Origin of the sequence: Litchfieldia sinesaloumensis (assembly GCF_900156865.1) — a bacterium.
Taxonomy (GTDB): Bacteria; Bacillota; Bacilli; order Bacillales; family Bacillaceae_L; genus Ferdinandcohnia; species Ferdinandcohnia sinesaloumensis.
This window is the reverse complement of the sequence record NZ_LT732529.1, coordinates 4,021,662-4,045,066: the sequence shown is the minus strand read 5'-3', so window position 1 is coordinate 4,045,066 and position 23,405 is coordinate 4,021,662. Positions and strand designations below refer to the sequence as shown.

Genomic DNA, 23,405 nt, shown 5'->3' with positions numbered 1-23,405 from the left:
GCTGCCCTTTTGTTGTTTTTTTACCTTAATGCCTGATTACATCTGAGTTTTTCCCCATATTTTTTAAAATGAGCAAAATTTTTTTGCGTAAAATAGCAAAAAATATTTTCACCAACTAATTTTGGAGGCAAAAATATTTTGCTTTACTCCTTATTTCTCTTATAATGAAAGTAAAAAATGGCGGTGATACTTTGACACAACGAGAATTAGTCGAAATCGTAGCAGCAAAACAGGTTGTAAATGAGGTTGACGTTGGAATACATGTTGTAGACTCTGAAGGTACAACAATTATCTACAATCAAAAAATGGCACAAATAGAGGGTATGAATCAAAATGACGTTCTCTACAAAAGACTTGTAGATGTATTTTCCTTTCATAAAAATGAAGATAGCACCTTACTTCAAGTTCTTAAAACAGGAGATCCCTTAAAAAACGAAAAACAGACCTATTACAATAATCGCGGACTAGAAATCACTACCATCAATAATACAACCCCGATAATGGACGGCCATAAACAGATTGGGGCGATGGAAATTGCTCGTGATATTACTAAAATTGAGAAATTAATGCGTGATAATATAAATCGCAGAGGTGATACACATTACACGTTCGATAGCATTATAGGAGATAGCACCGTAATTTCAGAGGTCATTGAGGCCAGCAAACGTGCTACTCGTACAAGTTCCTCGGTTCTCATTATTGGAGATACCGGAACTGGAAAGGAGCTTTTTGCCCAAAGTATACATTATGAAAGCAGCAGGTCTTCTGCACCTTTTATCTCTCAAAATTGTGCGGCATTACCAGATGGTCTAATCGAAGGTATCTTATTTGGTACGAAGAAAGGTGGATTTACGGGAGCAGTTGACCGTCCTGGACTATTTGAACAAGCTGAAGGAGGCACTTTGCTACTAGACGAAATTAATTCAGTAAACCCTTCGCTTCAAGCCAAGCTACTGCGTGTAATCCAGGAGAAGGTCGTTCGAAGAGTCGGTGATACGAAGGATAAAAAAGTGAATGTCCGAATTATTGCCACGATGAACGAGGACCCTGTTGATGCCATTTCAGAAGGTAGACTTCGTAAGGACCTGTTCTACAGATTAAGTGTTGTAACCCTTTTTATACCTCCACTACGTAAACGTAAGGAAGATATAAAAGATCTCGCATATGCTTTTATGCAAAAATATAATTATCTATTTGGTATGGATGTAAAAAGGATTGATGACAAGGTCCTACTGACTTTTTTGGAATACGACTGGCCTGGAAATGTTCGCGAGTTAGAACATATGATTGAGGGCGCATTAAACGCTATTACATATGAAGATGCGATTTCATACAATCATCTCCCTATGCATTTCCGAAAGAAGATAAGTTCAAACTCCAGCATTACACAATTAAACTCACATGCAATTGAATTAACCGAAATTCAGCCATTAGACAAATATATGGAGGACGCTGAGACACTATACTTAAAAAATGTGCTTGAACGCTATTCATATAATATAACAAAGTCTGCGAAAGCTCTTGGTATGAGTCGCCAAAACCTACAATATAGACTAAAAAAATACGGAATTCAAAAACCAAGGTAAACATTACTTTGACGGTTCTCCTGGCTCCTAAAAAATTTTTCACTAAATCTATATTTCTACATTCATTTTCAAATTACAACACTAGGAAACAATTATTGCTCGGGAAATGAGTAGAAATAGGTCGAATCACCGAATAAAGATGACAGGTTTACCTTTCAATCAAACGTTTGTTTAAACAAAATCTCTTATTTAAATTCTAACAAAAGAGTATCCACTTTCATGGATACTCTTTCTAATTGGATTATTTAATAGAGTTTTCAACGGCTTGTTCAAACACTGAAATGATATCTTCAGAATGTTCAATTCCGACTGAGATTCGAACAAGATGGTTTGTAATCCCTAAAGCATCCTGCGCTTCAGGTGGTAGTGAACGATGGGATGTCTTTAGAGGGTGTGATACCGTCGTTTCTACCCCCGCTAAAGTAGGAACTATTTTCACCCATCCTAATGACTTAAAAAATCCTTCCACATCAACAGTCTGCGCAAGTTCAACAGTAACCATTGCGCCGTAACCAGTAACGTCTTCCTCAAAAGGATAGTAAACTCTTGAAATATGTGAGTTATTCTTAAATGCGTCGGCAAGCTTTCGTGCATTTGAAGACTGTACCTGCATACGAACTGCTAACGTTTTTAATCCTCGAGTGGTAAGCCAGGCTTCAAAAGGACTCACATTCGCACCAATATTAACCACCTTCTCACGTGCTTTTGCAACCAAGTCCTCTCTTCCCACAACTACACCGGCTGTAACATCACTATGTCCCCCAATGTATTTAGTCGCACTATGAACAACCAACTCGACGCCAAGGTCATATGGGTTACAATGATAAGGTGTTGCAAATGTATTATCTACTACAGTCACCAGGTTATGCCGTTTCGCAAGTCCAACTACAGCTTGTAGGTTTTCTACTCGTAAAAGTGGATTTGTAATAGACTCTGTATAGAGTAGTTTAGTATTAGGTTGGATTGCCTTTTCTACTAATTCAAGATTTGTGAATGAAACAAATGTCGTTTCAATGCCTAGTTGATGCAATTCTTCTCGTAATAGATGAAAACTTCCTCCATATACATCCTCTGCTGCAACAATATGATCTCCACTTTTGGCAACTGATAGGACACCAGCAAAAATAGCAGAAAGTCCTGAAGATGTAGCAATCCCAGCTGGTGCACCTTCAATTGCAGCTACCATTTGGCCAAGCTCATCTGGATTTGGATTTCCCGTACGAGAATATAAATAATTTCCTTCCCCTTGGAAGTAACCCTCTAAATCTTCAAGGCTATCAAAGGTAAAGGCGGATGTTTGATAGATTGGTGTTACCTTACTTCTAATTGGGATCTTGCCCTTTTCAGTACTATGTATTAATTTCGTTTCAAACCTTTTTGCCAACTTTTCCACCTTCTTTTTTTGTATTGTTATTATTCTGAACTTTATTTTTTTGGTTGTCAATTGGAACACTACCAGTTTTTAAAAAAGAGAAGCCGCAGGTTGCAGCTTCTCTACTCTATTCCTTATATATCGATTGATCTGTAAAATTGTTATATACCAAATAGATGGCAATACAAATTGCTGTTGTAATAAATCCCCAGCCCAGAGTGATTTGATCGATTACCAGGTAGTTATTACATAGTTGCATGTTTGTATTAATATATAACACTCCCATACCCAAATACTTCACTGTGAAAAAAATAAAAACTAAATTCTTTGCTCGATCACTTAGTTTCTTCCAGCTATCTCGTAATGGAACACCCGCTAATAAAGATAAACTAAAAAATTTAAATACTTCCATGCTTGTAATGGTTAACGTTTCATCCATTGTTTTTGGGATTGTCCAGTACACCATAATGACGGTAAATAACAAAATTCCAGGCACTCCATTTTCGTTCCATTTTTCAAAAAGCGTCGGAAACCTTTGTTGAAAGAGTTTTCCCATTAAGAAACCAGCAATCACAATCGAAGGCATTTGCATATGCATATGGATAATCATGATGGATTCAAGTAAATTAGCAACTGGGGGTAGTGCTAATACGATTAATAGTCCTAGTCCGATCAAAAATTGTTTCAAAGCCTATTCCCCCTTTTCAGTATCTAAGATGCTAATAACCTTGGAAGCCGCTTGATCAATTTCACGATAGTCCATAACATCAATCAAGGAACCATTCGGATCTACCAAATAAAAAGCAGAGTTATGGGCAAAATTCCCTTTTCCATCAGGTATGACAATTACACCAAATGATTCAAGAAGGGACTGCAATTCAGTCTCGTTTGAAATCCTAGCCATTCTCCATGTTTCACCGTCTGACCCGAAATAGTTTCGATATTGATCTAAAGTTGCTGGGTCATCCCTTGTTGGGTCAAAACTAATACTTAAAAAGACAATTTCTTCCCCAATGTATTCTTGAGGAATTTGCTCATAAACCTGAGCCATATTCATTTCCAGCTGAGGACAAACTGTTGTACAGGCTGTATAGATAAATGTGATGAATACATATTTATCTTCAAACTCAGAAATAGGATATGTCCGCCCCTCACTGTCCTCCAAAGTTACATCTGGAAATGTGGGCTTCTCTTCTATTAGCTGGTTTACTCTTGCTGTTTCTGCAGTAAATGCTTGTAGCCCGTCAGTCCCCATATAGAACAGCGCACATCCAAATAATAAAATGAAGATGTTAGCGAATGTTGTGCGATTTTTTTTGATCACGCTAATCACATCCTATTTCTAGTTTTCACATGTTAATGGTTGAAAGAGATAGCATTTTTTCGCTATCTCTCAAAATGCCTACTTCAACGCTCGCCTCCGCTTTTCCTTTTGTCCAGCTTCGGCGCCTAGAAACTCGAGAAACTTCTATTCCTCCTGCAGAGGCTAAGTACGCCTCTTTGTCGGAATCTCCAGTTTTCTCGTTTCTGGGCAAGGCGCCTCCGCTTTTCCTTTTGTCCAGCTTCGGCTCGCAGCGACTAGCGAGACTTCCCTCACCCTTCGTACGATAAGGTCAACATCGGTTCGCTCCGCTCTCCGTGTTTCCTTTATTCCTTGAAGGAACACAGACTAAGTTCGCCACGTCCTGTGGCAACGTCTGTGTGACCCACTTCGTATGGGCCTCAGTCCGTACGTCGCTTAACGCTCGCCTCCGCTTTTCTAATTACCATGTTTTGAATGGTGGTGATCCTGGAGGTGCGTTTACAATCATTTCTGTTAATGGTAATACATATGCCATTGCAACTACTAGAACCATTAGCACAACCCATAGTCCCCAACGTTCTGTCCAGAACGGAGTTTTTGAAGCATTTTCTTCTACTTCTGCGACTGGGAATTCTGTTTCACCTTTTGGTGCAAAGAACATCATGTTAAATACTGCATATACTTGGATAATTACGCCGATTAGTAATAATGTTGCACCAATACCGATTACCATCATGAATGGCTCCCAACCTGCTGCTTGTGCACTTCCAAAGTAGTCTGTGAAAGATGTTCGTCTTGGAGAGCCAAGAAGTCCAACCCAGTGCATTGTAATCGCCATGATAACCATACCAGCTGTCCAAATTATCGTTTGAATAACACCGAGTTTATTCATTCCTTTTGTTAATACACGCCCTGAAAGATGTGGTATTAACCAGTACATAATTCCGAAGAAAGTCATTACTACCGCCATACCTAGTGTTAAATGGAAATGTCCTACAACCCACATTGTATTGTGTACAACTTGATCCAGTTGGTTAGTTGTTTGCGCAATACCACCAGCACCTGCTGGAATGAACGCTGCCATTGCGATAAATGGTGATAGGAAACGAACATCTCCCCAAGGTAACTTTTTAAGCCAACCTAATGCACCTTTTCCACCTTTTGCTCTTCCAGTACGCTCAAATACTGCGAACATAGCCCAAGCTGTCATTAATGAAGGGAAACCAATTGCTAAACTCATAAATACGTGTAGGAATTTTACTGATAGATTAATACCAGGGTCAATGATTTGGTGATGGAAGCCACCAGTAATATTCATGATAACTAATGCGATAACAACTACACGAGTAAGTGTGTCACTCCAGCGTTTTCCGCCGATGATTTTTGGTATGATAACATACCAAGCAGATACCGCTGTTAAATACCAAATGTTAACCGCTGTGTGTCCAAATGCCCAGAATAATGTACGAGAAACCATTACATTAATTGTGTCCACCCAGCCAAGTGACCAAGGTAGAATTAAGAATAATACCTCAACTGCAACGAATGAAGTAGCACCAACTAGTAAAATGAATACGCCTGTTGCAAAGAAAGAGAGAATTGGAAGATGTTGACCTTTATGATTTTTTCTCCAGGTTGCTACTTGAATAAATGCGCCAGCTGCTAGGATCCAAATACCAACTACAACTAATGCTAACCCGATATAGAATACTGGGTGTGCTGCCATTGGTGGGTAGAAAGTATACATTACAGATGCTTCATTCATAAGAACTGGAATTACAACGAGGACAATACCAACTATCTTCGTCCAGAAACCAACCCATGCCATTTTTTTAACCTTAGGTAGCAGTCCACCTAAATCATGTGAAAGAGCTGCGTAGAAATAACCGATTGTAACGAATGCTGAAAATACTACTACTAACAGTAGACCGTGTGCTGTTAATACTTGGTAGTAGTTAAGCCAACTTGGTAATTCTAGAAGACCTGCACGGTTTAATCCTTGAAATAACCCAAATAGTCCACCTAATAATAATGCGATAAATGCTACTGATAAATAAGATTTTGAGATTTTTGCATCTTCTGGATTTACACCTAAGGCTCTCTTTGCTTTTTCTTTAATTGTTAAATCTGAATTGTTTAATACTGTTGCCATTGGTCTCCCCTCCTTTATTTCACCGTAATTGTTGTAGCCATTAATTGGTGACCCGCACCACAATATTCATTACATAAAATCAAATACTCACCAGGTTCATCAAATGTTTGAGTAATTGTTTGAACATGTCCTGGCATTACCATTGCGTTTAAATTTGTACCTGCCACTTGGAATCCGTGAACAACGTCTTTAGATGTCATGATAAATTTAACTTTTGCGCCAGCTGGCACTTCGATATTACCAGGGTTAAAGCTAAAGATTTCTAATGTCATAACCACTTCATATTCATTTTCTCCAACTTGGTAAACACCTGGTTTGTCAAATGGAGCTGTTTCATCAACCTTTTGTGGATCGATTGTTTGCATTTCACTTGGTGGTCCCATTTCCAATGCAAATGTTTGATAACCTGTTAATAGCATGAATCCAATAATTAAACCGAAGCTTATGGTTAGCCATACTTTTTCATCACGATGCATTTTCATTTATTACCCCTCCTAAAATCTAGCCATAAATAAGCCGAATAGTAATATATACGTAGCAAGAATGACTGCTCCAACAACACCAACTGAAATCCAAGTTCCAACTAGTGGTCCTTGTTGTTCCCCAACTGTGTTTTTATTGCGGTTAACCTTTGAAGCTCCCATCCAACTCAACCTCCTTATGTTCTTCTTACTTACATCATAATTAGGAACCATTCTCAATGTTGTGAACTGAATCACACATAGAGTGTAATTTTTGATACACCAACTAAAAAAAGACGAGAAATTTTTCATTATCTCATCCTTTAAAAATGACAAAAAACTCATCTAAGGCTTGATACAGCAAGGATTTTAACCTCCCTATATTAAAATCCACCCCTTTAAAAAAGAAAATTGACAAATTGGTGAACATCCTTTCCAATACAAAAAAGGCAGCTCCGCTCGTTGGAAGCTACCTATCTCAGGCGATACATTAAAAATCGCTCATATGTGTTTTTCTCAAACATCACCGGAATGGTAATCTCTTTTAAAAGTTGAAATGGTGTATGGTTTTCCAAGAAATACGTGTAATCTGTTGAACCATAATAAAGGATGATTTCTATTTCTCGTGGATTCTGTTCGAATGAACGAAGAATATTTGAAATCGTATGCTTGAAAACCTGAATTGAGAAAGGGTTGAAAAAGTAGAAGCGATTATCTCGAGGATGAATCTCATAATCCTGCGCCGCACAATGGTAAATTTCAATCTCATCTTTTGGTGTAGCAGTTTTTTTCAAATAGCGTACTTTATTTTCGTTCGCTTCATGATATAAAGATTTGTCAATCTCAACACCTACCACAGCTGAACCAAAATAATGATGAATATAAAAAAGGAGTCTTCCTTTTCCACAACCAAAGTCCACAACCCTATCCGATTTCTTTAATTGATAATGCCTAAACAGAGCATCGAGGCCTTCATACGGTGTTGGTTCATAGCGATGATAGTGGACAGAAGAGCTAAATCCCTTCTGCCCCCCACCAGTCTTCACGTGTAATAATGCATCGTAGTACTTGTCATCCATTGGTAATCTCCTTAGCGCTAATGAGTATAGAATCAATTTATGATTTAGGAAGCTTTTCAGGATTACGAATTGAAAAGATATACTTTATTTGACTTTCTTCTACCTCAAAGCATACCACATTTTCAGGTTGATTATTTCTCTTGATCATAATCCCGCATTGTCCGTTCACAGTGACTAATCCGATATCCAATTCATCATCACTACCAAACTTACGGATAAGTCCAGTAATAAACTGCGCAACTCTCTCTTTCGTTTTTATTGGTACTACTGCAGCCTTCACCCTACCTCCGCCATCTGAATAGAGGATAGCATCATTTGAGAGAATCTGAAGTAACCTCTCCATATTTCCAGTAGTCGCGGCAAGTAAAAATGTCTGAACCAATTGCTGCAGCTTTGCTTCTTCCACATGCCTATTATTTCTATTATCCTTATAATCTATCTTCTTCCTTGCTCTACTTAGAATTTTTCTACAGTTTACTACGTCTTTGTTAATAAAAGAAGCAATTTCATCAAATTCATATCCAAACGCTTCTCTTAGTACAAATACCGCTCGTTCAACAGGGCTAAGTTGTTCCAGTAACGTAAGTAGGGCATATGAAATATTATCTTGTATAACCATTGCGTACACCGGATTGGAATCATCGATAATCATTGGTTCTGGCAACCATGGCCCTATATATACTTCTCTTTGCTTTTGAGCTGATTTTAAATAATCGATTGAACGATTTGTTACCATTTTGCAAAGAAACGCTTTTATGTTTATTATTTGATCAGAATTCGTTTTCTCAAAATCTATGAGGACATCGTGGATGATATCCTCAGCCTCGGAAATAGTCCCGATCATTCGATAGGCAATTGAAAACAAGAGGGGCTTATACTCCTTGTAAAACGCTTCATCCAACAAATTGCTACACCACCTTTATAGAAAATTTTTCAAGAATAAACTGAGCAGCCTTTCTTCCACTTTGAAATGAAGCTTCAGCAAGCATTGCATCTCCCACCCAGTCCCCCGCAATATAAAATCCTGGGATTTGACTAACCAAAGGAGACACCTCATCGTCATTACTGGCTAGAACCAACCGATTTGAAACAGTCATTCTAGGAAGATATCGTTTATAGATTACGAACTCCTCCCAACCAGGCTGAACTATTTCCATAAACTCTTCTAATTCCTTTTCAGTTTCTTGATTGGAAATACCATATTTCATAACATGTATTACCTGGTGATCTTGGTTACTCAGCTTTGCTATTTTCGAGTGATTTGAGAAATAAAAGGGGTCCTCTACCCCCATTGCAAAGTCAATATTCGGATTGGGTACCTTTGATAATACGAGATCTAAGCAGGCTGCATGAACAGGAATGTAGTCTTTCTTGATAAACTCTGGTGTACATTTATATTCTTTGAGTAATTTTGAAGTTTCCTGCGGACTTGATGTGGATAGTACATTTTTAGCATAAATTATTTCTTTATTTGTTTGCACCGATAGGTCTGGAAAGGAGCCAGTAACTTTATTTACATGCTTTACAGTTTGGAACTGAACTCCAAACTCAACCGCCTTATTTATTAAAGCATCTATCATACTTTGCCAGCCCTTATTAAGGTACATCGCATTTCCTAATTGCAGTTGTTTTATTGCTGCACCAGCACTTAGCCGGTCTGACTCATCCGAGTAAGAGGATAGCCGAGAAAGCATTAGAATAAGATTTCTTGCCAATTTATCCTTAATTCTATGCTGCAACCACTGAGCTAATGGTACATTTTTAAATCCATCTGTTTTCATCTTCTTATATTTAAGGAAGAAAGAGAGTAACTCTTTTTTAGCATTCCAATTTAATAAAGTGCTCGTTACCAGTATAAACGGCGAAGCAGGTATATCAAAAATTTCGCCATTATGGATCATTTTCCCCCTCGTCGGCACAATGCCACCCTCCAATTCAATGCCTAATTCACGTAGTGTTTCGATTGCTAATCCTTTAGAATATAGGGCATGTGGCCCTAAGTTCAAATAGGAATCCATTTTAACCGTTGTTCTTCCCCTGCCCCCAAGTGTTTTTGCTTTTTCTAAAATAAGGACAGACTTTTCAGCTCGCGCTAAATAGATGGACGCAATTAGGCCAGCAATGCCACCTCCGATAATGACACAATCCCAATTCTGTTCAGTATTTTGCATACATTTCACTCCCACCAATCTATTTATAATCAAGACGATTGAGGGTTGAAATTTGTGACATTAAGTTTGAAGATAAAAAAACCCGCCACTATAAAAGTAGCGAGGTTAATCAATTTCTATCCGAGATATTTAGGCAGTGTAACAACCACCATTAGCAGAAAGATTAGCAAAATATAATTAACGGAATAAAGAAAATTCAATCGAGCCCATTTCATATCATCTTTGACAGAAAACCCTTTAATGCTTACTATAATCCATCCAACATTAAGCAAAGTTGCCAGTACAACAAACACCGTTCCTAGATCCCACAAAAAGAAAGGTAATGGAAACAGACAGATGACCCAGAATAAAAAGTGCTTTTTGGTCACCTCAAAACCGCGAACAACAGGTAGCATCGCAACTCCAGCAGCCTTATATTCATCATACTTTCTTATCGCAATAGCATACGTATGGGGCATTTGAAAAACAAACAAAATTAAAAAGAGAACAATTGGAACTGTATGTTGAATTGGTGCCACCGCGGCCCATCCCATTAACGGCGAAACTGCACCCGATACACTCCCAATCACTGTGTTAATAGTAAACCTACGCTTTGACCACATTGTGTACAACACAACATACGTAAACCAGCCTACAAATGTAAAAAAGACAGCTTCAAAGGTTGTGAAAAACAGAAAAAAGAATCCTAATACTGTACAGATTATTCCCAGGGTCAATACAAATTGTAACGAAAAGTGTCCAGTCACAGTTGGACGTTTCTTTGTCCGATCCATGACTGTATCTATGTCTACATCATACCAGTTGTTAATGATGAGAGCCCCCGCCATAACAAGTGTGCTGCCAATGAATGTATATAAAAACAAACCTAAGTTGTCTTGGAAAGATGCACCCGTAAAATATATTGCTAACCAAAATCCTGAAAACACAGGTAGAACATTCGCGAGTAAAACTCCTGCCTTAAAAAGAGATTTAAGATCAGCTATGAGGGATGTTTTTTGTAGATGTACTGCTGTTTTCATTCGTATCCTCTCTCCTGCCTTCTATTCAATCAATTAACTAGATTGTATATTCATAAAATAAGAATCCCACCATTAAGTACGGTTGGAACTTGTTGCTAAAATAGAGTTACTCAATATACTTCAAATATACTATACCATTTTTAAAGTCATTAGGATAAGGAAACCACTTTTTACCTACAAATTCTCATAATATAGTAATAATTTACCAACATAATTTTTCTTATAAATCGAAACCTATCCTCCGTTTCATCGTATATAAAGTAGTAAGATTAGGAAGGTGGTTTAAAAGAGCTTTTTAAGGAAATTAAGGTATAATATAAAAATAAATATAAACTTATGGAGGTACTTACATTTATGAAAAAAGTTTTCGCTGCGCTACTTGCACTTTCGTTACTTCTTTCACCACTTGGAAGCTTCGTTTTCCAAGATAACCTTACAACGGTAGAAGCAAAAGGATATAAATCAGGTAAAAAAGGATTCAACAATAATATTGGAAACACGAATAAATCAAACTTCCAACAGCAGAAAAAAGATGATAACAATGTGACAAACAAATCCACTACGACTACTACTCCTAAGGGCGGACTTATGTCAGGTGGGCTTATGAAAGGTCTCATGCTTGGGGGTCTAGCAGGATTCTTATTCGGAGGTCTATTAGGCGGAATGGGTATGCTTGGTTCATTTCTTGGCTTAATGATTAATGTTATAGCAATTTATGTTCTAATTGTTATTATCCGAAAAGTATTCGTTATGATTCGGGACCGCAAGAAAAATGAGGCTGATCCATGGCAACGCTAATTCTTTCCGAACAAGAAATTATTAATGCAGTATGTGTCTACATTGGCTTAAAAAAACAGGTAAAGCCTGAGGAAGTTGAAGTGGAGCTTATGTATGACGATGATTACGGCTTTTCTGCAGAGGTCTATGTAAACGACAGAAAGCAGGTCCTCATCATGGCGAATTTAATTGAAGCGATTCGCTTATGGCTTGGCGAATTTCTTAATAGAGATCCTTACGCCGGAATAAAGCTGGTATTAGATGAAGAAGAAGGTATTATCGCTCATATTAACTAAGGTTAACGAGTTTCCAGCCCAACTTAAAAAGCTCATCCATTGGATGAGCTTTTCTTAATTCGATATGACCATCTTGTTTTTTCCACTTTCCTTAGCAACATAAAGGGCCTTGTCTGCAGCCTTTTTTAAAGAGTCTACGGTTGTCCCGTTTTGAGGGTAGACACCAACACCTGTACTAATAGAAACGGTAACCTTTTCATTTTCAATTAAGACATGATGTTCATTGTAGTAGGCTTTTAGCGTCGCATATATGTCCTTAACACTCTTCTTAATATCGGTTTTAATAAGGAGCATGAACTCGTCTCCTGCATATCGATACCCTTCGATTTCGTCGTTACAAACCGATTTAATACCTTCTGCAAGCACCTTCAAATATTGATCGCCAATGTCATGTCCATAGCGATCATTAACTTGTTTTAAATCATCAGAATCAATCATCATGACCGTAATTTTATTACTTTTATCATGGATTAACCTCGCTAATTCCTCATGGAAAGCGCGATGGTTCTTTAATCCAGTTAATTCATCTGTACGAGACATCGTATAAATTTTTTCATATAATCTGGCTGTTTGAATTGAATTAATTACTTGTGCCCCAATCATTTGTAATAGTTCCTCATGCTCTTTCCTATAGGCGAAGTCCCTAAAGCTCTGAGTCGAGATAACACCTTTTACCTGATCATCAATGACAACTGGCACAAATAGACACGAGCTTGTATCCTCGTCCCCTTCTCCCATCTTCGTATCATATTCAATATTCTGATTTAAATGTTTAAGATGGACAATCTCTCTCGTTTTAATAACCTTAGAAGTGTAATTTTCACCGAATTCCACCAAACTTGGCGGAGCCTGTTCACCATTGTCCATGATAAAAATGAATTGAATGTGAGAATCACCAGGGTTATGCAAAGCAATGTAAAAAGCATCTGTTGGCATAACTCGTGAAACCATCTCATATGACTTTTGGAGAAGAATACTTTCATTTAAGGTTTTACTGCAGATTTGGGCAAATTCATGAAGGATTCGATAATGCTTGTTCATCCAAGACATGTTTTCCATTTGTTCATTCATTTGTTGAAGTTGATTTAAAAGTGTACTCGTTATTTTTTGTTCTTCTGTATCCTGAAAAGCTGTTATACAATAATCACGAACTTCATCAGAAATTAAATTTTTTTCAGAACCAACCATCTCTATTAGTTCACTTAATTTTTTCAGTACGTTCAGATTCTGGATCGTTTTTTCCATATAATCACTTCCAAAAATCTAGTTATTTAGTAGCAACAAATATGACAAATAGGTACAAAAAAAAGACTAATCAACACCGATTAATCTACGTTCTTTACGATACGAGTTATACTCGGCAACTGGCTGGCATGTCCTAAAGGATGTTTCAATAGTCAGTCGAAAATGACACTTTGAACACTTATTTATGGACTTTAGCCCCTATAGTTTTGCGTCTTCATCTTTCAATGAATTTGCTCTTACTTTATTCAGTTGTTCCGCTAAAGCGAAAATTTTAAATTATAATTCAATTATATTTCTATTTATCTTTTAGGTCAATCAAATAACATATCCTTTTTTCTAAAAATGTGAATTTTTACCTAATTCTTTTTACCTAGACTGTTTTTGAATTCAATTTGTATAATTTTCTAGTTTAGCAGCTTACAAATTTTATTGAAATTTTTACCGTTTCGTGTATAATTATGCCGGATTGCACTAAAACTCTACCTTATATAGAAAGAAGGGGGTTGCTATGAACAGTACACCTATCATCCAATTTAAAAATGTCACAAAGCAATATGACAATGACCCAGCTGTCCTTGACAACGTTAGCTTTGAAATTGAAAGAGGAAAGTTTTATACCCTTCTCGGTCCTTCAGGTTGTGGAAAAACGACGATATTACGTTTGATTGCAGGGTTTATTGAACCTTCAAATGGAGAGGTTTATTTTAATGGTAAAAAAGTAAACACGACTCCTGCCAACAAACGGCAGGTTAATACTGTGTTTCAAGATTACGCCTTGTTTCCACATCTAAATGTATTCGAAAATGTTGCCTTCGGTTTACGGATTAAGAAAATGAAGCAACTTGAAATAGATAAAAAAGTAAAGGAAGCCTTGAGCTTCGTTAATCTTTCAGGCTATGAAAGTCGCGAAATCAAAGAAATGTCAGGTGGTCAAAGACAACGGGTTGCGATTGCGCGTGCCATTGTAAATGAACCTGAAATCATTTTATTAGATGAGCCATTATCTGCACTCGATTTAAAACTTCGTACAGAAATGCAGTATGAGCTGCGCGACCTTCAGAAACGTCTTGGTATTACATTTATATTTGTCACACATGACCAAGAGGAAGCTCTTGCAATGTCGGATGAGATTTTTGTGCTTAATGAAGGAAAAATTCAACAAAGTGGTACACCTATTGATATTTACGATGAACCAATTAACCGATTTGTTGCAGATTTTATTGGGGAGTCCAATATTGTTAAAGGAAAAATGCACCATGACTTCTTAGTTGAGTTTGTTGGGAAAACATTCGAATGTGTTGACCAAGGTTTTTCGGATAATGAGCCTGTTGAAATTGTCATCCGTCCTGAAGATTTACAAATTACTTCTACTGAAAATGGAAAACTTCAGGTGGTTGTGGATTCACAACTATTTAGAGGCGTACACTATGAGATTTGTGGCTTTGACAAGGACGGAAACGAATGGCTCGTACACTCCACTAAAAAAGCAAAAGTTGGAGATGAGATTGGGCTTTACTTTGATCCAGAAGCAATTCATGTTATGCGTCTTGGTGAAACAGAAGAGGAATATGATCGTCGCTTAGAGGCTTATGTGGACGGGGAAAGCCATGGAAAATAAGCTATCTCGAAATCTACTATTTATCCCTTATGCTTTATGGATTCTTGTTTTTGTTATTGCACCGATTACTCTTGTCCTCTATTATTCGTTTTTTGATATCGAGGGTAATTTATCACTTGTAAACTACAAGACGTTCTTTACACCGATTTACTTAAAGATGACGTTGAGTTCGTTTTGGTATGCGTTTCTAATAACTGCTTTTACTCTATTAGTTGCTTACCCAACAGCATACTTGATTACAAGAACGAAGCATAAACATCTTTGGTTGCTGCTCATTATTGCTCCTTCTTGGATCAATCTATTATTAAAAGCCTATGCCTTTATTGGTATCTTTGGGGCACATGGAGCTGCAAACGCACTTCTTGAAGTGTTCGGAATCGGCTCTAAACAATTACTATTCACAGACTTTAGCTTTGTGTTTGTATCTGTTTATATATTTATTCCTTTTATGATATTACCGATTTTCAACTCATTAAACGAACTCAACCCTAGTCTACTCGATGCAGCACGTGATCTTGGAGCATCAAAATGGACTACATTTCGTCGTGTGATTTTTCCACTAACGATTCAAGGGGTAAGATCGGGCTGCCAGGTTGTATTTATTCCTGCACTTTCGTTGTTCATGCTAACAAGGTTAATTGCGGGGAACAAAGTCATTACGCTTGGTACAGCTATTGAACAACAATTTCTCGTCACTCAGGATTGGGGCATGGGTTCCACAATTGCCGTCTTCCTGATAATCTTCATGGTAATCATTATGGTCTTAACAGGAAACCGCAAGAAACGAGGTGCTAAAAATGAGAGATAAACTTGCTCTGTCATCTAAAGCATATCTATTTGTCATTTTCTTCATTTTATATGCGCCGATTTTCTATTTAATTTATTACTCATTTAATAGTGGTGGGACAATGAGTAATTTTGATGGATTTACCTTGGATTGGTACAAAGAACTATTCGGAGACACTAGGCTATTAATCATTGTGTTAAATACAATCGTTATTGCCTTGCTTTCTGCGCTTATTTCAACCATTATTGGTGTGCTTGGGGCAATTTGGATTCATTCTATTAAACAAAGACAAACACAAAATACATTGTTATCGTTAAATAACGTGTTAATTGTGAGTCCCGATGTTATTATTGGTGCGTCGTTTCTGATTCTATTAACAATGGCTGGAATCAAACTAGGCTTTTATTCTGTGTTACTTTCGCATATTGCCTTCTGTATTCCGATTGTTGTTCTAATGGTACTGCCAAGATTAAAGGAAATGAGTCCAACTCTTATTGACGCGGCTAAAGACCTTGGAGCTAGCAATTGGCAAGTTCTATCAAAGGTCATTATCCCTTATATTACTCCAGGCATCTTTGCTGGATTTTTCATGGCACTTACGTACTCTTTTGATGATTTTGCCGTGACATTTTTCGTAACGGGTAACGGATTCTCAACTCTGTCTGTTGAAATCTATTCCCTCGCACGTCGCGGAATCTCATTAAATATTAATGCATTGTCAACACTTCTCTTTATCTTTACGATGATGCTTGTTGTCGGCTATTACTTTATCGCACAACGTAATAGCACGCGCGGATTGGGGGTACGAAAATGACGAAACTAATCCGGCTATTCTTAGCAATTGTACTTGTTTCAGGTGGACTACTCTATCTTATCCATCATTTAAATTCGTCACAGGGTCTCGCTAGTGGGAACACATTGACCATTTATAACTGGGGCGATTATATTGATGAGGAATTAATTGACCGCTTTGAAGAGGAAACCGGAATTAAAATCATTTATGAAACTTTCGACTCTAACGAAGCAATGATGACAAAAATTGAGCAAGGTGGAACAAGCTATGATATCGCTGTTCCTTCTGAATATATGATTGATAAAATGCGGCAAGAGGACCTACTTGTCCCTCTTGATCACTCGAAATTGCCAAATTTAGTAAACATTGATGAGCGTTTCATGGATCTACCTTTTGACCCAGGCAATCAATACTCTGTTCCCTATTTCTGGGGGACTGTCGGGATTGTCTTTAATCCTACAATGCTTGAGGGAAGAGAATTTACTAGCTGGAATGACCTTTGGGATCCTTCTCTTAAAAACGAAATTATCCTGGTCGATGGCGCGAGGGAAATTATCGGGATGGGACTAAACTCTCTCGGCTATTCATTGAATGATACAAATATCGACCATTTAAACGAGGCAAAGGAAAAACTTATCAAGCTCACACCAAACGTTAAAGCCATTGTCGGTGACGAAGGAAAAGTACTCATTCAGAATGAGGAAGCCGCTATTGGGATAGTATGGTCTGGTGATGCAGCTGATATCATGTGGGAAAACGAAGACATAGATTATGTGGTCCCAAGTGAAGGATCCAACCTTTGGTTTGATAATATGGTTATTCCGAAGACTGCCAAAAATATAGATGGCGCGCATCAATTCATTAATTTTATGTTAGATGCTGAAGTTGCCGCGCAGAACACTGAATATGTCAGTTACTCTACTCCAAACAAAGAGGCACTTCAATATATGCCTGAGGATATGGTGACTGACGAGCGCTTCTACCCTTCTCCTGAACTAACAGAGAAGCTTGAAGTGTATGAAAACCTAGGCAAGCGGAATCTCTCTATCTACAATCAGCTATTCCTAGAATTCAAAATGGCACAAAACTAATATGAAGGCCTGTATCTTAACTGATATAGGTCTTTTTGAATTTGTCTGGGCACCTCACAACACAGTGGCAATGCATTCCGGATTTGTGCATGCTTTCTTCTGCTTTTATTACAACAAACCATGCGGGTGTGGAACTTTTTTACTGTTACGACTGACTTTACAGGTTTTTCTTCCATGTCCTGGATATTGCGCATGGTTTTGCTTCAGCTATTAATCGAAAGGCATGCGCATTCCGGATTTGCGCATGGTTTTTACTGCTTTTGTTACAACAAATCATGCGGGTGTGGAACTTTTTTACTGTTATAACTAACTTTATGGACTTTTCTTCCACATCCTGGATATTACACATGGCTTTGCTTCAGCTATTAATCGAAAGGCATGCGCATTCCAGATTTGCGCATGGTTTTTACTGCTTTTGTTACAACAAATCATGCGGGTGTGGAACTTTTTTACAATTACAACTGACTTTACGGGTTCTTCTTCCATGTCCTGGATATTACACATGGCTTTGCTACAGCTATTAACTAAAATGCATGCGCATTCTGGATTTGTGCATGCTTTCTTCTGCTTTTGTTACAACAAATCATGCGGGTGTGGAACTTTTTTACTGTTATAACTAACTTTATGGAATTTTCCTCCACATCCTGGATATTACACATGGCTTTGCTACAGCTATTAACTAAAATGCATGCGCATTCTGGATTTGTGCATGCTTTCTTCTGCTTTTGTTACAACAAACCATGCGAGTGTGGACTTATATTACAATTCCAACCAATTTTGCGGACAAACTTCCATACTATGGATTTCCGCATAAATAATCGTCATCTAAAAGCAAAAATACATGTACACCCCTTGTTGATACAGCCTCTGCTCTCTTTTCATTTATAAGTCACCTTTTGAACCCTACTCGAAGCGATAATACGTCGATTTTCCACCCTCTACCATCACAAGGTGCTCCTTTAGTATTTTCTGCATTCTAAGCTTATTTAAGTCTAATCTACACCATTCAATTGCTTCGGAAACCGTTAAAAACCTCTTTGGAAAGAGAACTCTATGTTCTTCAACCGTTCTCATAATACCCGTATGTAGCTTCTCGATTGCCCTGCATCTCTTACACATTAGGACTCTTCCATTTACATGAACAGCTAACGACCCACATCCACAACAGGATACTCCTTTATTTAAAGATTCATAGGCGTATTCAGGGATGTGCATATTATCAAATGGCGTTTTGTCATTGTGTAGTAATGCCAGTTCTTTTGCTGACTTTACTAAATGCCCACTCGACTTCATCGAAACCGATCCAAAACTCTTCAACAAAGAGTTCACTTGTGTAGGTAGGATAATTGGTAGTAGTCTATTTGCCTGGAATAGAGTAAAGTTAGGATTTACAAAAACGATCTTTGATTCAATGGGAAGATTTATACCTAAAGATTGAATGAGTGGTGTAAGAAGGGATTCTGAGCGCTGAAGTTGTAGGATTGGATTCTTTATCTCATACCCCGATGAATAATACCATCGGTTACCTTCAATATAAAATTCTCCTTCATAGTTTTTAACGTCAAAAAGATAGACTTTATGTGGAGTAATTAAGGATGAGTCAATTTGAAAAGTCGTGTTTCTCCATTCAAGGAAGAGGTCGTTTAATTGGAGATATGTTGATGCGGGAGAACGGGCGATCAGTTCATCAAATTTACATTCACCTTCGAAACCTTTTTCATCGGTTAGCAACTTTTTTAACTGCCCTTCAGTAAACGCTATTCGGGGCTTTAAATATCGGCGTAATTGGAGGTTATTGGGGATTTTTCTTTCTTTAAGTAACATCTTTTTAGCCTTCCTTTTCTTTATTTAGTTGATTAATCTTTGGAATCTCTCAATGAAGGGGCTCGAGGAGCAGAGGGGATATCAACATATTTTCACAATTCACAAAACTTGTCAACTTCTTAATATCAATGATATTACATCTACGAACTCCAATAAAAAAGCCCATATCACCATGATATAGGCTTTTCTTATTAGTTTTCTTTACTTACTGCCTTATCCTTTTCTAATAAGACGATTAATCCAGGTAAGAGTACTCCACGAATTAAGAAAGTGTCTAGTAGAATACCAACGGCTACAATAAAGCCGAAAACGAATAATAATTGTACTGGCTGTGTCATTAGGACAGCGAAGGTTGCAGCTAAGATGATACCTGCCGATGAAATCACCCCACCTGTTTTAGCTACAGCAATTTCTACTGCTTCTTTTACTGAATGGTTTCTTCTTTCCTCCTGGAATCGTGAGACAAGCATAATATTATAATCAATTCCAAGTGCAACTAGGAAAACAAAGGCATACAACGGAACTCGATTGGCTATTGTATCGATATCAAAGAATAAGTTAGTTAAAAACATTCCAAGACCTAATGCTGATAAAAATGAAACTAAAATCGTACCCATCATATAAATTGGCATTTTAACTGACTTAGTCAGGACTATTAAAAGCCCAAAGATTAAAATCGTTTCAAGTATGACAATCAATATCACATCTCGATTATTCGTTGCTCGATCATCCACTTTAGTCGCTGTTTCCCCAGCAAAGTAAAGATCTCCATCTAGATCTGCATCTGCTACAATCGTATCAGCTTTATTTATCATATTTTCAATCGCATCAATTGTTTTAACATCATACGGACCTTCTTCAAAGGTTAATGAGAAATTGAGGACCCTATTTTCATCAGCTGTTCCGTTGACTCGCACTTCACTAACAAGATCTTGTTCCAACAGTTCATTACGTAATGACTCTTGTTCTTCTTGAGTAACGGGTTGTTTCCTTTCAAACAATACGGTTGAAGGCGCAAGTTCGCCTTTTGCAAACTTATCCTCTAATATTTCATACCCTTGTCTTGAAGGCATATCTTCTGGAAAGGACTTCATCGTATCAAATTCATATGTTAGGTTAAATAAGTTAGCTGCTGAAACTAGAAGGATTAGCCCAACTATTGAAACATATAATCCTGGTTTTTTTACAACCATTCTACCGATTTTGCTCCAAATCGAATTGTCTTTTACTTTATCATCGCCAACCTTGGGAACCTTTGGCCAGAATGATTTTCTACCGAAAAGTGTGAATAAGGCTGGCACTAACGTGATTGAAGCCGCCATGATAATTACCATTGTTGTAGCAAAGGTCGGTGCAAAGTTTTGATAATCTCCTAGATCTGCAAAGAATAGCACGAGCATTGCAGCCAATACTGTCCCTCCAGAGAAGAATACCGGCATGCCTACCTCTTTCATAGCAGCTCTCATTGCATCATATTTATTCTCATAGTTCTTGAGTTCTTCGCGAAAGCGAGAAAATACAAACAGTGAATAGTCAATAACTGCGGCAAATAAAAGAATCGACATGATTGAAATGGTTTGATTGCTTAAATCTAAGCCCGCACTTCCTAGAATACCTAGTGATTTCATAACTACTTCATAGACAAATACCGCTGCTAACAATGGTATAAGTGCTAATAATGGCGAGCGGTATATCACAATTAATAAAATGAGGATTAACCCTACTGTCGAGAGAATTAAAACGAGATCTGCTCTTGAAAATAAATCAAGTGAGTCTGTTGCGATTCCTGCAGGTCCAGTGACATATAAAGTCAAATTCGAGTATTCTTCAACCACTTTTAAGATTTCATCTTTTGAAGTACGAATTTCCTTTGTTTCTAATGATTCGTCAAAGACGATTGGTAGTAATGCAGTTGTCTGATCCTCTGAGAAAAATCCTGCAGCAGCCTGCGGTGGCAATCCAGAAAGCGGAACCACTTGCTCTACTCCTAGAATATCTGCATTTTCAATATGCGTGAACACATCAACTAGATCCTGGAATTCAAATTGCTCATCGTTTGATTGAAAGACTAATATTCCAGGGGTACCGCTACTACCTTCGAAGTACTCATCTACCTTACTTTGCGCAATGACCGACTGTGCATCTTCTGGAAGTGAATCAATTCTTGAAACCTCATAGTCCTTTGCATTCGGCGCAAAAACTGCCAAGACTATCGTTATAACGAGCCAAGTAGCAAGTGTAATCCACATACCTTTCTTTGTGGTAATTTTATCTGTAATAGCTTGTAACATCTTACTCATGATACTCCACCTCTATTGTCCAAAGTAACACAGGTGTCACTTTCAAAATAAAAAAAATGACACTATTGTCACGATAATTATCTTTCAAAGTGACGCCAGTGTCAATTAGGAATCAATGAATATTCCGTGACAAATCAGATCTTTAATCGACTGAACCCATACATCATGCGGGATATTAAAGTGATTCGGTATAACGACTGATTGGAAAATATAACCTAACATAACTGAATCAGGAATTTTCGGATTTAAAAGTTTCTCGCTCTTTCCTGCCTCAATAAAACTGTGTGCATATTCGTACATTTCTATACGATAACCGTCGAGTTTTTCTATACCTTCTTTTACTTTAACATTTATGTGAATTGGAACACTTTTACCGATTTCAATCAGTTGATAAAGCTCAGGATTCTTAAACATAATTGTCATTAGGAAATCAAATTTAGATTGGAAACCTATAATATTATTGATTTCCTCTAACTCTTGAAGAAACTGTTCCATTTTAAAGAGCATATATTCCGTGATTAATTCTTCCTTGTTTTCATAGTACTTGTAGATTGCCCCACGGGAAACATTCAAATGATCAGCCACTAAACTAATCTGGAACCCTTCATAGTTATACGTCAAAAGCAACTCTTCCGTAACCCGGTATAATTCTTCTTTCGTAAATTTACGCTCACGTGCCATGTTGCTCACCCCACCTCATTATAGATTAAGATACCGTAAATGAGAACGATAGACAAAGAAATGACACATTATGATGTACTTTTTCCTCACTTTATAGACTAGTACAGCAATTATTTTTGTCTATCTCAATTTATTAAATCTTTTCAAACAAACGTTTGATTGATTTAACAATCCTTTGGTAGTACTGGTCTAGATCATTAAACAAACGTTTGATTGAAATTGCATACTTCAGAAAATCATCAATTAGTACAGATTTATTTTTATTCTTGGAATACTTATTTCGAAGACTTTGTATTTAGCCCAATTTTTCTGATTAGATAAGCTATTACAACAACTGAAATAATAGTTAATATAAGTTTTCCTTCTGCGGTCCACTTTGTTACATGATAGACCGAATACGCTTCAAGCAGTAGCGCTGGAAGTTTCCCTAACGAGCTTGAAAATATGAATATGATGAAACTAACCTCACCAATTGCAGAAGCAAAGGTCACTAGCCCTGATGGTACGAAAGGAAATAATCGCAATGCTATGATTAATAGAAAGGCATCTTTTCCGTTTGTATTCAGTAGTTTCTTTGCTAACGGATAGGTAGAAACCTTTTTTCCAAGATTATTTTTGAATCCTTTTCGGTATAACCAAAAAGACAGAATTGCTCCTAAGGCCTCACCTAGGAAGGAAATCATAGTTCCCTTCCAAAAACCAAAAACTATAAGGTTTGCCGCTGTTATAAACAGAGTAGGAATGACCCCGAAGACGCTTATACAAATATTAAGCAACAAACTAATGATGATTGCATATTCTTCATAATTTACTAAGACCTCCGCTAGACGATCTTGCATATTTTACCTCC

The 23,405-nt window shown here is 37.4% G+C and carries 22 protein-coding genes and 1 riboswitch; of the genes, 7 read left to right on the top strand and 15 right to left on the bottom strand.

What is annotated here, in order from left to right:
• Window positions 1–164 precede the first annotated feature (164 nt).
• Window positions 165–1,586: a sigma-54 interaction domain-containing protein gene (locus CZ490_RS19840; RefSeq protein WP_077620472.1), complete on the top strand. Its 1,422-nt coding sequence runs from the start codon at window positions 165–167 to the stop codon at window positions 1,584–1,586.
• 241 nt (window positions 1,587–1,827) lie between these two features.
• On the opposite strand, the gene CZ490_RS19835 is transcribed toward CZ490_RS19840, so the two are convergent.
• The 10 genes from CZ490_RS19835 to cyoE all read right to left on the bottom strand — a co-directional run bounded on the left by CZ490_RS19835 (window position 1,828) and on the right by cyoE (window position 11,143).
• On the bottom strand, window positions 1,828–2,970 hold the full coding sequence (locus CZ490_RS19835; RefSeq protein ID WP_077620471.1) for a trans-sulfuration enzyme family protein: 1,143 nt from the start codon (window positions 2,968–2,970) through the stop codon (window positions 1,828–1,830).
• 115 nt (window positions 2,971–3,085) lie between these two features.
• Complete coding sequence (locus CZ490_RS19830) at window positions 3,086–3,646, bottom strand: hypothetical protein (protein ID WP_077620470.1); 561 nt, start codon at window positions 3,644–3,646, stop codon at window positions 3,086–3,088.
• A 3-nt stretch (window positions 3,647–3,649) separates the two neighbouring features.
• Window positions 3,650–4,282 carry an SCO family protein gene (locus CZ490_RS19825; protein WP_077620469.1) on the bottom strand — a complete coding sequence of 211 codons (633 nt, stop codon included), beginning with the start codon at window positions 4,280–4,282 and terminating at the stop codon, window positions 3,650–3,652.
• Between the two features lie 439 nt (window positions 4,283–4,721).
• Window positions 4,722–6,413, bottom strand: a complete 1,692-nt coding sequence (locus CZ490_RS19815) for a cbb3-type cytochrome c oxidase subunit I (RefSeq protein ID WP_077620467.1) — start codon at window positions 6,411–6,413, stop codon at window positions 4,722–4,724.
• A 14-nt stretch (window positions 6,414–6,427) separates the two neighbouring features.
• The gene (locus CZ490_RS19810) at window positions 6,428–6,895 is read right to left on the bottom strand and encodes a cytochrome c oxidase subunit II (protein ID WP_077620466.1); all 468 of its coding nucleotides are present in this window, start codon (window positions 6,893–6,895) and stop codon (window positions 6,428–6,430) included.
• A 12-nt stretch (window positions 6,896–6,907) separates the two neighbouring features.
• Window positions 6,908–7,057, bottom strand: coding sequence for a cytochrome c oxidase subunit 2A (locus CZ490_RS22200; protein ID WP_142255406.1), 150 nt, complete (start codon window positions 7,055–7,057; stop codon window positions 6,908–6,910).
• Between the two features lie 290 nt (window positions 7,058–7,347).
• Window positions 7,348–7,953, bottom strand: a complete 606-nt coding sequence (locus tag CZ490_RS19805) for an SAM-dependent methyltransferase (RefSeq protein ID WP_077620465.1) — start codon at window positions 7,951–7,953, stop codon at window positions 7,348–7,350.
• Between the two features lie 37 nt (window positions 7,954–7,990).
• Window positions 7,991–8,854, bottom strand: a complete 864-nt coding sequence (locus tag CZ490_RS19800) for an RNA polymerase sigma-70 factor (RefSeq protein WP_159439992.1) — start codon at window positions 8,852–8,854, stop codon at window positions 7,991–7,993.
• A gap of 7 nt (window positions 8,855–8,861) precedes the next feature.
• Window positions 8,862–10,124: a phytoene desaturase family protein gene (locus CZ490_RS19795; RefSeq protein WP_077620463.1), complete on the bottom strand. Its 1,263-nt coding sequence runs from the start codon at window positions 10,122–10,124 to the stop codon at window positions 8,862–8,864.
• A 116-nt stretch (window positions 10,125–10,240) separates the two neighbouring features.
• Window positions 10,241–11,143: a heme o synthase gene (gene cyoE / locus CZ490_RS19790; RefSeq protein WP_077620462.1), complete on the bottom strand. Its 903-nt coding sequence runs from the start codon at window positions 11,141–11,143 to the stop codon at window positions 10,241–10,243.
• Window positions 11,144–11,497: 354 nt separating this feature from the next.
• Between cyoE and CZ490_RS19785 the strand changes: the two genes are divergently transcribed.
• Together CZ490_RS19785 and CZ490_RS19780 are read left to right on the top strand one after the other, a co-directional pair.
• Window positions 11,498–11,941, top strand: a complete 444-nt coding sequence (locus CZ490_RS19785) for a hypothetical protein (protein ID WP_077620461.1) — start codon at window positions 11,498–11,500, stop codon at window positions 11,939–11,941.
• Window positions 11,929–12,216 carry a YxcD family protein gene (locus CZ490_RS19780; RefSeq protein ID WP_077620460.1) on the top strand — a complete coding sequence of 96 codons (288 nt, stop codon included), beginning with the start codon at window positions 11,929–11,931 and terminating at the stop codon, window positions 12,214–12,216. The genes CZ490_RS19785 and CZ490_RS19780 overlap by 13 nt, the downstream gene beginning before the upstream one ends.
• 54 nt (window positions 12,217–12,270) lie before the next feature.
• Here the strand turns inward: CZ490_RS19780 and CZ490_RS19775 are convergent, their stop codons facing one another.
• Window positions 12,271–13,461 (bottom strand): sensor domain-containing diguanylate cyclase, encoded by a 1,191-nt coding sequence (locus CZ490_RS19775; protein WP_077620459.1) that lies wholly within the window; start codon window positions 13,459–13,461, stop codon window positions 12,271–12,273.
• A 169-nt stretch (window positions 13,462–13,630) separates the two neighbouring features.
• Window positions 13,631–13,706, bottom strand: a riboswitch (cyclic di-GMP riboswitch).
• Between the two features lie 263 nt (window positions 13,707–13,969).
• Here CZ490_RS19775 and CZ490_RS19770 point away from each other — a divergent pair.
• Genes CZ490_RS19770 through CZ490_RS19755 form a run of 4 tightly spaced genes read left to right on the top strand, consistent with a single transcriptional unit; the run spans window position 13,970 to window position 17,750 of the window.
• Window positions 13,970–15,079, top strand: coding sequence for an ABC transporter ATP-binding protein (locus CZ490_RS19770; protein ID WP_077620458.1), 1,110 nt, complete (start codon window positions 13,970–13,972; stop codon window positions 15,077–15,079).
• Window positions 15,069–15,887, top strand: a complete 819-nt coding sequence (locus tag CZ490_RS19765; protein WP_077620457.1) for an ABC transporter permease — start codon at window positions 15,069–15,071, stop codon at window positions 15,885–15,887. Before CZ490_RS19770 ends, CZ490_RS19765 begins: the two co-directional genes overlap by 11 nt.
• Window positions 15,877–16,680, top strand: a complete 804-nt coding sequence (locus CZ490_RS19760; protein ID WP_077620456.1) for an ABC transporter permease — start codon at window positions 15,877–15,879, stop codon at window positions 16,678–16,680. The genes CZ490_RS19765 and CZ490_RS19760 overlap by 11 nt, the downstream gene beginning before the upstream one ends.
• The gene (locus tag CZ490_RS19755; RefSeq protein WP_077620455.1) at window positions 16,677–17,750 is read left to right on the top strand and encodes an ABC transporter substrate-binding protein; all 1,074 of its coding nucleotides are present in this window, start codon (window positions 16,677–16,679) and stop codon (window positions 17,748–17,750) included. Before CZ490_RS19760 ends, CZ490_RS19755 begins: the two co-directional genes overlap by 4 nt.
• 903 nt (window positions 17,751–18,653) lie before the next feature.
• Here the strand turns inward: CZ490_RS19755 and CZ490_RS19750 are convergent.
• From CZ490_RS19750 to CZ490_RS19735, 4 genes are all read right to left on the bottom strand, one after another.
• Window positions 18,654–19,574 carry a nuclease-related domain-containing protein gene (locus CZ490_RS19750; RefSeq protein WP_077620454.1) on the bottom strand — a complete coding sequence of 307 codons (921 nt, stop codon included), beginning with the start codon at window positions 19,572–19,574 and terminating at the stop codon, window positions 18,654–18,656.
• Window positions 19,575–19,765: 191 nt separating this feature from the next.
• A complete protein-coding gene (locus CZ490_RS19745; protein WP_077620453.1) occupies window positions 19,766–21,874 on the bottom strand; it encodes an MMPL family transporter in 2,109 nt (702 codons plus the stop codon).
• Window positions 21,875–21,979: 105 nt separating this feature from the next.
• Entirely contained in the window at window positions 21,980–22,555 is a 576-nt protein-coding gene (locus CZ490_RS19740) for a TetR/AcrR family transcriptional regulator (protein ID WP_077620452.1), read from the bottom strand.
• Window positions 22,556–22,830: 275 nt separating this feature from the next.
• Window positions 22,831–23,394, bottom strand: coding sequence for a TVP38/TMEM64 family protein (locus CZ490_RS19735; protein ID WP_077620451.1), 564 nt, complete (start codon window positions 23,392–23,394; stop codon window positions 22,831–22,833).
• Window positions 23,395–23,405 lie beyond the last annotated feature (11 nt).

Bases quoted from the DNA above. Each gene is read 5' to 3' on its own strand.
- CZ490_RS19840 (WP_077620472.1), top strand. From the start codon at position 165: ATGAAAGTAAAAAATGGCGGTGATACTTTGACACAACGAGAATTAGTC.
- CZ490_RS19815 (WP_077620467.1), bottom strand. From the start codon at position 6,413: ATGGCAACAGTATTAAACAATTCAGATTTAACAATTAAAGAAAAAGCA.
- CZ490_RS19810 (WP_077620466.1), bottom strand. From the start codon at position 6,895: ATGAAAATGCATCGTGATGAAAAAGTATGGCTAACCATAAGCTTCGGT.
- CZ490_RS22200 (WP_142255406.1), bottom strand. From the start codon at position 7,057: ATGGGAGCTTCAAAGGTTAACCGCAATAAAAACACAGTTGGGGAACAA.
- CZ490_RS19805 (WP_077620465.1), bottom strand. From the start codon at position 7,953: ATGGATGACAAGTACTACGATGCATTATTACACGTGAAGACTGGTGGG.
- CZ490_RS19795 (WP_077620463.1), bottom strand. From the start codon at position 10,124: ATGCAAAATACTGAACAGAATTGGGATTGTGTCATTATCGGAGGTGGC.
- cyoE (WP_077620462.1), bottom strand. From the start codon at position 11,143: ATGAAAACAGCAGTACATCTACAAAAAACATCCCTCATAGCTGATCTT.
- CZ490_RS19785 (WP_077620461.1), top strand. From the start codon at position 11,498: ATGAAAAAAGTTTTCGCTGCGCTACTTGCACTTTCGTTACTTCTTTCA.
- CZ490_RS19780 (WP_077620460.1), top strand. From the start codon at position 11,929: ATGGCAACGCTAATTCTTTCCGAACAAGAAATTATTAATGCAGTATGT.
- CZ490_RS19775 (WP_077620459.1), bottom strand. From the start codon at position 13,461: ATGGAAAAAACGATCCAGAATCTGAACGTACTGAAAAAATTAAGTGAA.
- CZ490_RS19770 (WP_077620458.1), top strand. From the start codon at position 13,970: ATGAACAGTACACCTATCATCCAATTTAAAAATGTCACAAAGCAATAT.
- CZ490_RS19765 (WP_077620457.1), top strand. From the start codon at position 15,069: ATGGAAAATAAGCTATCTCGAAATCTACTATTTATCCCTTATGCTTTA.
- CZ490_RS19760 (WP_077620456.1), top strand. From the start codon at position 15,877: ATGAGAGATAAACTTGCTCTGTCATCTAAAGCATATCTATTTGTCATT.
- CZ490_RS19755 (WP_077620455.1), top strand. From the start codon at position 16,677: ATGACGAAACTAATCCGGCTATTCTTAGCAATTGTACTTGTTTCAGGT.
- CZ490_RS19750 (WP_077620454.1), bottom strand. From the start codon at position 19,574: ATGTTACTTAAAGAAAGAAAAATCCCCAATAACCTCCAATTACGCCGA.
- CZ490_RS19745 (WP_077620453.1), bottom strand. From the start codon at position 21,874: ATGAGTAAGATGTTACAAGCTATTACAGATAAAATTACCACAAAGAAA.
- CZ490_RS19740 (WP_077620452.1), bottom strand. From the start codon at position 22,555: ATGGCACGTGAGCGTAAATTTACGAAAGAAGAATTATACCGGGTTACG.
- CZ490_RS19735 (WP_077620451.1), bottom strand. From the start codon at position 23,394: ATGCAAGATCGTCTAGCGGAGGTCTTAGTAAATTATGAAGAATATGCA.